At 35.3% G+C, this 13787-nt stretch carries 13 protein-coding genes; 5 read left to right on the top strand and 8 right to left on the bottom strand.

The annotated features are described in order from the left end of the window. Positions 1-2: 2 nt before the first annotated feature. The 6 genes from EG242_RS09810 to EG242_RS09785 form a co-directional block, all read right to left on the bottom strand. Positions 3-809 (bottom strand): tetratricopeptide repeat protein, encoded by an 807-nt coding sequence (locus EG242_RS09810; protein WP_124899703.1) that lies wholly within the window; start codon positions 807-809, stop codon positions 3-5. A 1-nt stretch (position 810) separates the two neighbouring features. Next, a complete protein-coding gene (locus EG242_RS09805) occupies positions 811-1845 on the bottom strand; it encodes a VWA domain-containing protein (protein ID WP_124899702.1) in 1035 nt (344 codons plus the stop codon). Position 1846: 1 nt separating this feature from the next. Further along, complete coding sequence (locus EG242_RS09800; protein ID WP_124899701.1) at positions 1847-2848, bottom strand: vWA domain-containing protein; 1002 nt, start codon at positions 2846-2848, stop codon at positions 1847-1849. After that, positions 2841-4490: a BatD family protein gene (locus EG242_RS09795; protein WP_124899700.1), complete on the bottom strand. Its 1650-nt coding sequence runs from the start codon at positions 4488-4490 to the stop codon at positions 2841-2843. Before EG242_RS09795 ends, EG242_RS09800 begins: the two co-directional genes overlap by 8 nt. Continuing rightward, positions 4444-5307: a DUF58 domain-containing protein gene (locus EG242_RS09790; RefSeq protein ID WP_124899699.1), complete on the bottom strand. Its 864-nt coding sequence runs from the start codon at positions 5305-5307 to the stop codon at positions 4444-4446. The genes EG242_RS09795 and EG242_RS09790 overlap by 47 nt, the downstream gene beginning before the upstream one ends. Before the next feature lie 83 nt (positions 5308-5390). Then, positions 5391-6395, bottom strand: coding sequence for an AAA family ATPase (locus EG242_RS09785; RefSeq protein WP_124899698.1), 1005 nt, complete (start codon positions 6393-6395; stop codon positions 5391-5393). A 153-nt stretch (positions 6396-6548) separates the two neighbouring features. Here EG242_RS09785 and EG242_RS09780 point away from each other — a divergent pair, with 153 nt between their 5' ends. Genes EG242_RS09780 through EG242_RS09770 form a run of 3 tightly spaced genes read left to right on the top strand, consistent with a single transcriptional unit; the run spans position 6549 to position 9013 of the window. After that, positions 6549-7694, top strand: coding sequence for a DUF5929 domain-containing protein (locus tag EG242_RS09780; RefSeq protein ID WP_124899697.1), 1146 nt, complete (start codon positions 6549-6551; stop codon positions 7692-7694). After that, the gene (locus EG242_RS09775; RefSeq protein ID WP_124899696.1) at positions 7687-8415 is read left to right on the top strand and encodes a metallophosphoesterase family protein; all 729 of its coding nucleotides are present in this window, start codon (positions 7687-7689) and stop codon (positions 8413-8415) included. Before EG242_RS09780 ends, EG242_RS09775 begins: the two co-directional genes overlap by 8 nt. Positions 8416-8452: 37 nt before the next feature. Continuing rightward, a complete protein-coding gene (locus EG242_RS09770) occupies positions 8453-9013 on the top strand; it encodes a DUF3575 domain-containing protein (protein ID WP_124899695.1) in 561 nt (186 codons plus the stop codon). A 206-nt stretch (positions 9014-9219) separates the two neighbouring features. On the opposite strand, the gene EG242_RS09765 is transcribed toward EG242_RS09770, so the two are convergent. Together EG242_RS09765 and EG242_RS09760 are read right to left on the bottom strand one after the other, a co-directional pair. After that, positions 9220-11271, bottom strand: coding sequence for a M13 family metallopeptidase (locus tag EG242_RS09765; protein ID WP_124899694.1), 2052 nt, complete (start codon positions 11269-11271; stop codon positions 9220-9222). Between the two features lie 128 nt (positions 11272-11399). Next, positions 11400-11939, bottom strand: a complete 540-nt coding sequence (locus tag EG242_RS09760; RefSeq protein ID WP_124899693.1) for a hypothetical protein — start codon at positions 11937-11939, stop codon at positions 11400-11402. A 140-nt stretch (positions 11940-12079) separates the two neighbouring features. Between EG242_RS09760 and EG242_RS09755 the strand changes: the two genes are divergently transcribed. Beyond that, a complete protein-coding gene (locus EG242_RS09755; protein WP_235831895.1) occupies positions 12080-12382 on the top strand; it encodes an HU family DNA-binding protein in 303 nt (100 codons plus the stop codon). Between the two features lie 333 nt (positions 12383-12715). Then, on the top strand, positions 12716-13681 hold the full coding sequence (locus tag EG242_RS09750; RefSeq protein ID WP_124899692.1) for a T9SS type A sorting domain-containing protein: 966 nt from the start codon (positions 12716-12718) through the stop codon (positions 13679-13681). The last annotated feature ends 106 nt before the right edge of the window (positions 13682-13787 follow it).

Raw genomic sequence — 13787 nt, 5'->3', positions numbered from 1 at the left:
TTTTACCAATCTTTTTGTGTGGGTGACGATACCGGTTTGCCTTTTTGCTCACGACCCTGAATACGTTCGCGAACGCCTTGTTCATGATTGTCTAACGCTTTTAACATGTTTTCCATTTGTTGTTTAGACTGGTTTTGCTTTTGTTGCTGCGGATTTGGTTTAGGCTGTTCTTTGTCTTTATCGCCTTTGTCATCTTTTCCGTCTTTATCTTGTTGATCTTTTTTATCCTGATCGCCTTTATCGTCTTTTTTATCTTTATTTTGATCGTTCTTGTCTTTCTGATCCTTGTTTTGATCGTCTTTCTTGTCCTGATCTTTTTTGTCTTTGTTTTGATCCTGATTTTGCTTGTTGTCTTTATTATCTTTATTCTGATCAGGATTTTCTTTCTGCATTTTCTTTGCTAACGCATAATTGTAGCGTGTTTTATCATCGTTCGGATTGTTTCTCAAAGCATTTTTATAAGCTTCAACAGCACTTCCGTAATCTTTCAATTTCATAAAGGCATTGCCCATGTTATGAAAAATCTGATGTTTTTCTTCTTTGCTCTTTGCCGATTTTAATGCAGTTTGATACGACGAAACAGCCTCGTTCATAGACTGCATCTTGTAGATACTATTTGCCTTGTTGTATTGTGCGGCAGTATTTTGTTTTTCTTTTGCCGATGCTTTGCGATAGGTTTGCTCTGCTTTGGTGTAATTTTTTACACTAAAACTCTGGTTGCCGTTCGCTAATTCCGATTTATATGATTGTGCCCCAACAGCATTCAGCATAACTAGTTGTACTAATATGATATACCAAAAGTGTTTCATGTTATTTCTCGTTAAATAAATTAATTTTCTTCATCCAAGCTGTACGTCTTTCTAACACCAAACTGTCAATAATCAACAGCAATAAAGCCAAACCGATGAACCATTGAAACTGCGACTGAAAATCGGCAATTTGTTGTGATTCAAAATCGGTTTTTTCTATCTTTTGTAAGGTTTGATCTACCAACTGCAACACCTCATCCGTCTTACTTCCGTAAATAAAAACACCACCGGTACTTTTGGCAATTTCCTTTAAAGTAGCATCGTTTAATTTGGTAACCACGATAGATCCATCGGTATCTTTTTTATAATCGATTGTTCTGCCGTTTTGCTTAATAGGAATCTGTCCGCCATCCGGAGTTCCAACTCCCACAGTAATAATCTTAATGCCTTTATCTTTCGCCATTGCAATAGCATCGCTGATTCCTTCGCCGTGATCTTCGCCATCAGAAATCAAGATCATTACTTTGCTGGTTTTTGGATCATCAAAATAATTACTTCCAACTTCAATAGCTTCACGCAAAGCCGTTCCCATACTTGAAACCATATCGGTATGCATATCCTGAATATACATTTTTGCCATGCTGTAATCGGTAGTAATTGGTAACATTGGAAAGGCCGATCCTGCATAACCTACAATTCCGATACGATCGGATGCCAGATTATTGATAATTTGCGACGCCAATTGTTTTGATTTTCCCAAACGTGATGGCGCAATGTCTTCTGCCAACATACTTTTAGAAACATCAATTGCAAATACAATATCAACACCTTGGCGTTTTACGGTTTCTATTCTTGTTCCGAATTTTGGATTAACCAATGCAATGATTAAAGCGAAAACTGTTACAGCTAGCAATACCATTTTTATAAGCGGTTTGCTTGTGGTTGATGCTTCGGGAGCCAGACGCTTTAAATAGTTACCTGAACCAAATTCGGCAATTTTCTTTTTTTTCCAAACGGTATTCCATAGGTAAACTGCTATTAATATTGGAATTAACAGTAGTAAATAGAAATAAAAAGGTGTATCTAATCCCCACATTTTACACGAATCCTTTAAATAATGTTTTTCTCGAAATAAATTCAACCAGTAATAAAACCAATGCTAAAAGCACTAACGGGCGAAATAATTCGGTACGTTGCACAAACTTCTGCTCGTCGATTTTTGTTTTTTCCAATTGATTTATCTCTTCATAAATATTTTCTAATCGTTTGGTATCTGTTGCACGGAAATATTTACCGCCTGTTTTTTGTGCGATGCTTTTCATTAAATTTTCATCAATCTCCACCTTCATGCGTTTGTATTCCAAATCGCCGTTTGCTTTGATAGATACAGGAGTTTCTGCCATTCCGTTGGTACCAATACCAATTGTGTAAACCTTAATTTTAAACTCTTTGGCAATATCGGCAGCCATTTGCGGATCGATCAACCCGGAATTGTTCACACCATCGGTCATTAAAATAACCACCTTGCTTTTCGCTTTGCTGTCTTTTAAACGATTAACCGCTGTTGCCAAACCAACGCCGATCCCTGTTCCATCTTGAATAATTCTGTCGTACTTAATATCTGCCAACTGATTCAACAACATATTTTTATCACTTGTTACAGGTGCTTTTGTATAGGCTTCGGCAGCATAAACAACAATTCCCAAACGGTCATCGGTACGTTGTTTAATAAAATCGGCAGCTACACTTTTTAAGGCTTCCAAACGGTTTGGTTTTAAATCGCGTGATAACATCGAACCAGAAACATCGGTAGCCAAAACGATATCAACACCGTTTGTAATTTTAGACTTTGTGCTTTTATCTACCGTTTGTGGTCGCGCCAAAGCTACAATTAATGCAGCAAATGCTACAGCACGTAATACAAAAAGCAACGGATACATTTTTGTTAATAAGGTTTTACTGTTTTTAAAACCTTGTATGCTGCTTATTTTTACAGGAACTTTTTCGTTTTTTCTGTTAACGTACCAATACCAGCCCAAAGGCAGTAAAAGTAATAGCAACCAAAAAAACTGCGGATTTAAAAAGGTTATATTACTCATTTGTATTTGCTACATTTAATTGAATGGATTCAATAATTCGTTGATCTATTTTTGCTCCGTATTCATCACCTTCCTTAAACAAAACACTAACTTCCTGAATACCGTTCTGTTGCACAAAAACGTACATATCGTACTGCATTTTTATTGCTTCGCCCGATATAAAGTTCTGCGCTACCAAAGTTCCGGTACCTCTAATTCCGCGAACACCGTCTTGGGTAAATTCTTCGGCATTATAGGTAACATCTTTTGCACCGTATTGTTTTGCTGTTAGATCAAGCTTATATTTCAACATTTGATCTAAACTAATAGAATCATTTGTTTGCGTTACGGTTGTACCAATTGCGATTATTAATTGAGTTTTAAGGTTTGAATATGCAAAAACGCTGGTTTGCGATTGTTGTTTTTCTTTGTCAGATTGTGGCATTTGAACACGCGTTAACGCTTCGGGCGTGCTTAAGATAACTGCCGGAAAACCATAATCAGACGTTACCCATTCGCGTTCGTATAAGCTTTTGTTCGATGCAAAAATACTCCATTCAACACCCGAACGAACCGCTTGAACTATGTACACAATGCTGGTAACAAAAAGCAATAATGTTGTTACGCCAATTGGAATCCACAAACGCATTTGCTGACGTTTTTTGAAACGACGTTCACGCAGTTTTACACGTTCTGACTGTTCTTCTGAAAAACGCGGAATGGCTTTATCAATTGAAACCGAAATAACTTCTGATGCTCTTCGATCTTGTTCGATCTCGTTCATCATTGGCTCCGATTTTGCAAATTTTACCAAATCGGCAGTTTGCAAAACACGTTTTAAATCGTTAATCGATTCTTTGCTTAATTGTATTTTCTTTGTTTTTATCGTTTGAAAAAGCATCTGAATCACCTCTGATGTTGTTGATTCCTTTGCAGGAATTTCAAAGACTTCTTCGATATAATCCCTAATAACATCGGTCATTTCAGAATAATACGATTTTACATCGCCGTTTAAAACCAATCGTTTAGAATCTAACAACTGTAACTTTTTAGTTACCTTTTCTAATGGCGTTTTGTATAGATCTTCTTCGGTTAAATTTTTATTTTGAATGCGTTTAACTATAAAATAAGCCACCACACCCGCAATGATAGAAAATAGAATACCAAATAAATATTTCCATAATTTATCTGTATCAGTTTCGCTGCCAATCTGTGCTTTAATATCGTGCATTGGCTGTTTTAGCGTATCAACCGTAACATTGTTCACTTTTATGTTGAACAAATTGGTCTGATGATTTTTTCCGTCGATATAAACCGATAAACGCGGAACTACATACGCACCAGAATCAAACTGGGTTAACGTATATTTTTTGATCAGTTCCATGCGTTTTCCGTCTAAAATAGTATCGGTTTTAGATTGCTCCAAAACTTCAAACGGACCAATATTCTGCTGATTAGGAAAAACCACTTTACTGCCTTCGTTAGCGGTTGCCTTAATGGTTAGGTTAAACGCCGAACCTATTTTTATTTGAGTTGAATCTACCGCCGATGTTACCTGGGCAAAACCTGCCAAAGTACATAAACTTAAAAATAACGCAACTACTAATTTGTTCATATTATCGTGCTTTAAAGTAAGCCAATAGTTTTTTAACGTAGCTGTCATCGGTAGCTGTTTTAATAACTCCGGCGCCGCTGCGTGTAAATGTTGTTGTAAAATAATCTTCTAATTCCTGGTAATGTTCGCGGTAGGCTTTACGCACATTGGCGTCGCCTGCGTTTACATATTGTGCCTCGTTTGTTTCGGCATCTTGCATTAAAACGTAGCCAACATTGTTTAAATCTTGTTCACGTTTGTCGTACACTTTTATGCCGGTAACATCGTGGCGTTTGGCTGCAATGCGCAAAATACGGTCGTAATCTTTCGTCATGAAATCAGACAGTACAAATACAATTGCCTTCTTTTTCATTACTTTAGAAAGATATTCAAACGCCTGCCCAATATTGGTTTGATTGCTTTTTGGCTGAAAATTGATCAGTTCGCGAATGATTCTTAAAATATGTGATTTTCCTTTTTTGGGCGGAATAAACAACTCAATTTGATCTGAAAATAAGATCAGACCAATTTTATCGTTGTTCGTTGTTGCCGAAAAAGCCAGTGTTGCGGCAATTTCTGTAACAATATCACGTTTAAAATCGTCGGTAGAACCAAAATCCTGCGATCCGCTTACATCAACCATCAACATCAACGTCAACTCGCGTTCTTCTTCAAAAACCTTTACGTAAGGTTCGCTGTAGCGCGCGGTAACATTCCAATCGATTGCACGAATATCGTCTCCGTACTGATACTGGCGAACTTCGGAAAACGACATTCCTTTTCCTTTGAAAGAGGTATGGTATTCGCCCGAAAAAATATGATCGCTTAACCTACGGGTTTTTATTTCGATTTTTCGAACCTTTTGTAAAATATCTTTTGTTTCCATCTTGTTAGTCTTAATGTCAAATGTCTTAAAGTCGAACTTCCGTGCCTTTATGACTTTGGTCGTTTTGACTTTTGACTTAAGTATTAAGGCACCTCAATTTCGTTAACAATCTTGTTTATGATATCTACGCTGGTAACGTTATCGGCTTCGGCTTCGTAAGTAATACCAATTCTGTGACGCAACACATCTAATACAACTGCACGTACATCTTCTGGAATTACGTAACCGCGACGGCGAATAAACGCATAACATTTTGCTGCTGTAGCCAAGTTGATAGATCCACGAGGAGATGCACCGTAGCTTATGTAAGGTTTTAAACTTTCTAGCTTGAATTGTTCCGGATAACGCGTTGCAAAGATGATATCTAAAATATATTTTTCGATTTTTTCATCCATATAAACCTCTTTCACAGTTTGTTGTGCGCGAAGAATCTGTTCAATAGAAACCACCGAATTAATGGTTGGAACGGTTCCTGCCAAATTTTGACGGATTACCAATCGTTCTTCTTCCAACTTTGGATAATCGATCACGGTTTTAAGCATAAAACGGTCCATTTGCGCTTCCGGTAACGGATAAGTTCCTTCTTGTTCCACCGGGTTTTGCGTAGCCATTACCAAGAATGGTTTTTGCAGTTTATGTGTAGTATCGCCAATGGTAACTTGTTTTTCCTGCATAGCCTCTAACAACGCCGACTGCACTTTTGCAGGAGCACGGTTAATTTCATCGGCTAAAATAAAATTAGCAAAAACAGGTCCTTTTTTAATACTAAAATCGTTAACCTTTACGTTATAAATCATGGTACCAACCACATCGGCAGGTAATAAATCGGGTGTAAACTGTATGCGGCTAAAAGATCCGTCTACAGCTTTAGCAAGTGTATTAATAGCTAATGTTTTAGCTAAACCTGGTACACCTTCCAGTAAAATATGCCCTTGCCCTAACAAGCCAATCAATAAGCGATCAATCATGTGTTTCTGCCCCACAATTGCTTTGTTCATTTCGGCAGTAAGCAAATCAATAAATGCACTTTCACGTTCTATTTTATCGTTGATAGAACGAATGTCAGTCGTGGATGTTGTTGCTTCCATTATATTGTTTTCTCTATGTATTAATTTTCCTTACAAATTGATTAAAATTTATTTGCTTAACTTGTTAACAAATGGTTAAAATACACATTTGTATATTTGTTTTAAGTATGTATTATCATTTTCTTTTTATAATTTTAAGATAAAACTTTAATTGTGATAAACAAACGCCTTTTAATAAAGAATTTACTGGCTCACCATACAGAAAACAGCTTCTTTGATAAAAAGCAGCAGCTAAACTTACATACTTTAGAAGGAAAAGCCAAATTTTTAAAACATGTTTGTTCTTTATCCAATTCAAACCCTTACAATCAGTCTTTTATTTTGGTGGGAATTGAAGACGAGAAAAATACCATAATGGGTATTGATTTTTACGACGACAGTCATATTCAAAACCTATTGAATGCTTATTTGGAAAATCCGCCACAGATTCAGTACGAAAACGTTATTTTTCCGCATCTGGAAAACGGAATGGTGGTTGGCTTGGTGACGATTTATCCGAAGAAAGGAAAATGTTACTTTAAAAAACGAATTTATACTATTGATGAAGGTGCATCGTTTTCACGAATTGGCAGTATATCGCATCCGCAATATCTAACGGTAAAAATAAACAACAGTGAAATTGTAGATAGTATTTTAAAGGCATCGGTTACCAATTTACAAAATACTATTGACAGCGTACTTGATTTTATGACCAACAAACATCCCGACATGAAACCGAAATATCATGTTTTTAAAGAATATTTTACGCTATGTTGGGCTGGTATCGAAAAAGTAAAAAAGGGAGATGTTTATCTGTCTAGGGTTGATATCGAACTAATCAACGAACAGGTGAAAATATTTTATTCGGCACTCGATGAGGTTTCTATCACTTTTAATGATGATGAATTTATAATTACCGAATACGTGAAAATCGGCTTTCGAAAAAACAACAGATACATTCCGTTTAGCGTACAGAAAATTATCTTTAGCGATTCTATGACGTATCAAATTACATCAGAGATTATTTTTGAAACTCCCGAAATAGACAAACGTCATTTGTATCACCTATACAACTATTACACGCTTATATTAAACAAACTGTCGCATTACAAACGCTTAAGCTTAACAGAACAAAACGATTTACAAAACCTTTGTTATTCATTAATGTTATGTTATCTTCACGGCTTCAAGAAAGCGAAAGAAGTATTGATCAATCATAAAGAAGTCTTTAAAAATTACAAACACCCTTTTTTAAACACCTCTTTTAAAGAAGTAATGCGCATTCTTAGAAAACTAAAATACGAAACACAAAATGAGTAATACATTTGTAATTGGCGATATTCACGGAGGCTTAAAAGCATTGCAACAGGTTTTAAACCGAGCAAACGTTACCACCAATGATCAATTGATTTTTTTAGGCGATTATGTTGACGGATGGAGCGAAACACCTGCTGTTTTAGATTTTTTGATTGATTTATCTGCAACCTATTCCTGTGTTTTTATGCAAGGAAATCACGAAGAAATGTTGTTGAAATGGTTAAAAAAAGAAGACGATAACGAACTTTGGCGTTTTCATGGTGGCGAAGCAACTGTTCAAGCATATCAAAATATTTCGTTAGGTGTTATTGAAAAACATATTGTCTTTTTACAAAAATTGAATGAATATTATATTGATGATAAAAACCGATTGTTTGTACATGCCGGTTTTACACATTTAAAAGGCGTGGCATTTGAATACTTTCGAGGAATGTTCTGGTGGGACAGAACGCTTTGGGAAACCGCGATGGCTGTTGACGGTAATTTAAGTCCGGAAAGTGTACGATATCCTCAAAGACTAAAACTGTACAAAGAAATTTATGTTGGGCACACGCCAGTTATACGTTTTGGCGCATCGGCACCCATGAATTTTGCTAATGTTTGGAATGTTGATACAGGTGCAGCTTTTACCGGAAAACTATCTATTTTAAACGTTGATACCAAAGAATATTGGCAAAGTGATTCACTGCCCGATTTATATCCTGCCGAAAAAGGAAGAAATTAATTACAAAAATTTTATATTTGTCAAAAATATCATGATTATGAAAAGATTAGTATTAGCAGTTTGCGCTTTAGTGGGCACAGCAAACGCACAAGCACAGGCATTAAACGAAGTAGAATTAAACATTTTTAACACCATTGTAAACCAGTCGGTTGAAATTGGTTATGAGCATTTTATTGATCAAGACCAGTCTGTTGGAGTAGATTTGTTAATTAACGATCGTTTTTCTTATTACGGGCAAAACAAAAAAGAAGGAAAATTTAAGCAGTTTAACACCAATGCTATTGCTGTAAATTACAGTTTTTATTTTGGCGGTAAAGAAGGTGAGCATGCATCGGGCTTTTACGCGCAGCCGTTCTTAAAATACCGTTTTGGTGATTACGAGCAAGATAAAAAAGTAGCCGAAGGTGTTTACCAAAGATTTACAACCGATATGAATTCATTCATTATCGGAGTAGGAGCGGGTTACAAATTAGTTAAAAACGATGCTTTTACTGTTGCACCTTTTGTAAATATTGGAAGAAACTTTAATGAAGATGTAGCCAAAGAATTTATGGGCGTTGAGTTAAATGCGGGTATTAATATTGGTTACCGTTTTTAATTAGATTTTTTAGATTCATTTCGTCGCTTCGAGTAGCGGAACGCAGTAAAGCCTTTCGACAAGCTCGAACTGACGAAGATTAAATACTATCATAAAGCAAAAAGCTGTTTCAAATTGAAACAGCTTTTTTTGTTTAAAACTCTATGTTTAACTCTACCAAAGTTCTAAACTCTGATAGAGTTTTTTATTTTCTATTTTAGTGACTTTTACCAAATTTTAACTCGGTTTTCCGGTTTAATGTACAACTTGTTTTCTGGTGTAACATTAAAAGCTTCGTACCAAGCATCTAAATTTTGTAAAGGAACATACGAACGGTAAATTCCCGGTGCATGCGGATCAGTTTTAACCTGATTTTTCACATATTCATCACGAGATTTAGTTCTCCAAACAGTTGCCCACGAAATAAAGAAACGCTGTTCCGGAGTAAATCCGTCGATTTTTTCTTGTGGATTATTCTTTAAGAAAATCTGTAAACCATCGTAAGCAGCGGTAATTCCACCTAAATCTCCAATGTTTTCTCCTAAAGTAAAATCGCCATCAACATAAATTCCGCTGAAAGGTTGTAATGCGCTGTATTGTGCTGCCAAGCTTTTTCCTAATTTGGTAAACTGCGTTAAATCGCTTGCTTGCCACCAGTCAACTAAATTACCATCGGCATTGTATCGTGCACCAGAATCATCAAAACCATGCGAAATTTCGTGACCAATTACAGCTCCAATTCCACCATAATTCACAGCTTCGTCTGCTTTATAATCATAGAAAGGCGGTTGTAAAATCGCTGCCGGGAAAACAATTTCGTTATAAGCCGGGTTGTAATATGCATTTACCATTTGTGGCGGCATTCCCCATTTGGTTTTATCAACAGGTTTTCCGTATTCGTCAAAATTCTTTTTAATGTTCCATTGTGTAATGGCTTTCATATTATCGAAATAAGTTCCCTTTTCAGTCGGACTTTTAACGGTTAATTTTGAATAATCTTCCCATTTGTCTGGATATCCGATTTTAATATTCAATTTTGCCAACTTATCTAATGCACCCTGGCGCGTTGCAGGAGCCATCCACGGAAGGTTTTTAATACGATTTTCGTATGCTTTAACCACATTTTCGATCATTTCCTGTGCTTTTTCTTTCGCTTCAGGCGGGAATTTTTTATCTACATATAATTTTCCTAAAGCTTCACCTAACGAACTATTTACAATGTTCACACCGCGCTCTTCGATTGGTTTTTGCTTTTGTGCACCCGATAAAACTTTACTGAAAAACTCCCAGTTTGCTCTTTCTAATTCTGGCGACAACATAGAAGCCGAACCATTGATCACGTTCCATGTTAGGTAAGCTTTTAAATCTTCGATAGGAGTAGTTTTAAGTAATTCGTTCATTTTAGCCAATGCTTTTGGCTGTGAAACCACTACAGAATCTATTTTCTTTAAACCTGTTTTATCAAAATAAGCTGTCCAATTAATGTTTGATGCTATACTTTGCAGTTTGGTAACAGGCATTGGGTTGTAGGTTTTACGATCGTCACGCATTTCTACTTTTGTTAATTCTGCTTCAGAAATTTTTGTTTCAAAAGACAAAACTTTTGCTGCTTTCGCCGTAGCATCTGCTTCATTATTGCCTACCGCTTTCAGCATTCTGGCAACGTGTTTTTCATATTTCTTACGAATTTCTGTTGTTTCGGCATCTTTCAAAAGATAATAATCGCGTTCGCCTAATCCGGTTGATGTTCCGTAAACATATACTACATTTTTGTTTGAATTCAATGCATCAGCACTTACATACGTACCGAATAATCCTGTTCCACCTTCAAAAATAGTAGCCTGAATCAATGCGTTTACATCATCAATTGTTTTAATGGCTGCAACTCTCGCTAAATCAGCTTCGATAGGTTTAATACCTAAATTGGCACGCGAAACCGTATCTAAATAGGTTTTATAAAGATTTACCGCTTTACCTTCATCAGAACTCGATTGTAAATCTTTGTTATTAGCAGCTTCTTTCAGCATGTTTAAAACATCTAGATCGGTGTTTTTAGCAAGCTCGTCAAAACTACCCCAAGTTGATTTATCTGCAGGAATTTCGGTTTTATCGAACCACTTGCCATTTACAAAACGGTAAAAATCATCGCCCGGTTTAACGGTAGTATCCATATACTGTAAAGCGATACCGTGTGTTTGGTTGTCTGTATCGGGCTTGTCTTTTTTACAAGATGCCAATGCCAAAACAGCCACCAAACTTAGTTGTGTTATTTTTTTCATTAGTACAAAAAGTTAATTTTTTAAAATTAGTATAAAAAAATGGCAATTGTTACATTGCCGTTTTTGTTTTCGTTTTTACATTAAACTCTAACAGAGTTTGAAACTCTGTTAGAGTTGTTTTCTTAATTTTACTCTACCTGTTTGTACCAAGTACCGTCTTCAAACAATATAAATTCAATGCCATTGGTTTTGCTGTAAACCAAATGACCAAAAGGTTCTCCATCTAACACATTTTCTTTTAACAGCACAGAATTATTATAGGTTTCTCCATTAAATTCTATGGTGGTAAAACTATCTAATGTTACCGATTTACCAAAAGATTTTGTTACTTTAGAATTAACAATTTCTTGCACAACCAAATCTATAGATGATAAATTATTTTTATTTAATAAAATACTGTATTCAAAGTCATCAAATGAGATATATGAAATTCTTTGGTTAAATTTTGTTATATCACAATCTCTGTTCCTCTCAGCATAATCATCGGTAATTTTAATAACATTCCCATTATACCCAATGTTATCGTCTGTCCATTTTACAACATCATTTAATCTATAAGGTACTATAGTTTTTTCTTGATCTGTTAAAGTGTAAACCGTCAAAGTTTCTTCACATTTGCAACCAACTGTAATAAGAATAAGTAGTAAAAAAGGAAATGTTTTTTTCATAATTGTTAAGATTTAAAACGTCCAATCAGGAGTTTTACAATTTTTTTCTGTAGCAAAAGAACTAAATAAAATAATACACCTTCAAAATATTTTAAGTATTTTTTTATATTTATAAAAGTTAATTTGAAAATTTTGTTGATATGGCAGTAAAGTACAATGTAACGGCAAAGCATAACCCAATAAATGCAGCCGCAGAAAAGAAATGGTATGCAACCGCAAAAAGCGATGGCGAAGTAACCTTTCGCGATTTAAGTAAAGAAATTGCACAAGGCAGTACCACGGTAAGCGACACCGATGTTATGGCAGTTTTAAACGATTTAATAAAAGTATTATCGCGCCATTTAAGCAATGGTAAAATAGTGCGTTTTGGCGATTTTGGGGCATTTGGCTTAACGCTTAGCAGTGAGGGCGCAAATACCGAACAAGCTTTAACGCCAAATTAATTAAAACGGCAAAAATACAGTTTAAGCCTGGTGCCGATTTAAAAGATATGGTTAAAACCCTTACTTACGAAAAGTATAAAAAGTAACCTTTAAAAAAGATGTACTGCTTTTAACCAAAACATGTACATCTTTATTATAAAACCTGTACACCTTTTAGTCAAATAGTGTACAGGTTTTTTTAACCGAGAGAGGATCGTTTGACATTGTAATTGGTGTAAACAATTACTTTACATACAATATTGTATAACAATTTGTTAAATATTTATAAGGTGTTTTAATTGGAAAAACATTATATATATTTATATCGAATAATTAATTAAAATATTTAAAAAAATGAAAAAAATTACTTTATTAGCAGGCTTGTTGTTAACCACAATAACAGTAAGTGCACAAAACTATTATAACTTTACACAAAGCACTGCTACTTATGCAGATTTGGGTACACCTACCAATATGAATGGTAATGCAGCATGGATGTATGATGATTTTGGACCTATTGCTTCTGCATTTCCAGTTTATGTTTTTGGTGAAACATTTCCATCGTTTGGTTTTGAAGATGATAATTTTGTATTAGTTAAAACATTACCTGCGGGTGAAGAGTATGTGTATGTAGCTCCATTATCGGCTTATGTACAAGATCGCAATACTACTGGAACAGGTGCGGGGCAATCACCAATTTCATATAAAGTTGAAGGCACAACAGGTAGTAGAATTTTAAAATTAGAATTAAAAAATGCCGGTTTAGAAGAAGAATTTGATACTGTTGGGACAACTAATTTATTCTTGAATTATCAAGTCTGGTTTTATGAGGCAGATAAGAGTATTGAGTTTAGATTCGGACCAAATAATGTAACAAATATTGCTATGCTGAACAGTGAAGCAACTTATTGGTCTATTTTCTTGTATGAAGCAACAAATGGTGATAAAGCGGGCGCAGTAACTGGTAATACAACTACCCCTACGTATGGCGAATATACAGATGCAACCCAAATTACAACAAACCTAAACGCATTACCTGCCGCAAACACCGTTTATCGTTTTGCAGTTAACCCTTTAGCGGTTAAAGATCAAGAAAAAATTGAGTTTTCCATGTTTCCAAACCCTGCAAGCGATGTGTTAAACTTAACGTTTCCGGAAGCAGTAAACAAACCTTATTCTGTTTACGATTTAATGGGGCGCGAAGTTTTAAAGGGATCTTTAAACAATACTGCACAAGCACAAATTAACGTTAGTACATTACAAAAAGGTTCATACATATTACGCATTGCGGGCAGCACGCAGAAATTTATTAAAAACTAAAAGCTAAAGTTTTTTAAGAAGATTCCTCCTTCAACCTGTACTGAGCATTCTAAGATAAAAACAAGTAATCAAGTAATTAATTTTACAAAAGGTTCATTTCTTTTTG

The sequence above is a fragment of the Paenimyroides viscosum genome (assembly GCF_003858535.1).
GTDB classification, from domain to species: Bacteria; Bacteroidota; Bacteroidia; order Flavobacteriales; family Flavobacteriaceae; genus Flavobacterium; species Flavobacterium viscosum.
The sequence above is the reverse complement of the archived record's forward strand: the minus strand, read 5'-3'. Positions and strand labels throughout refer to the sequence as shown.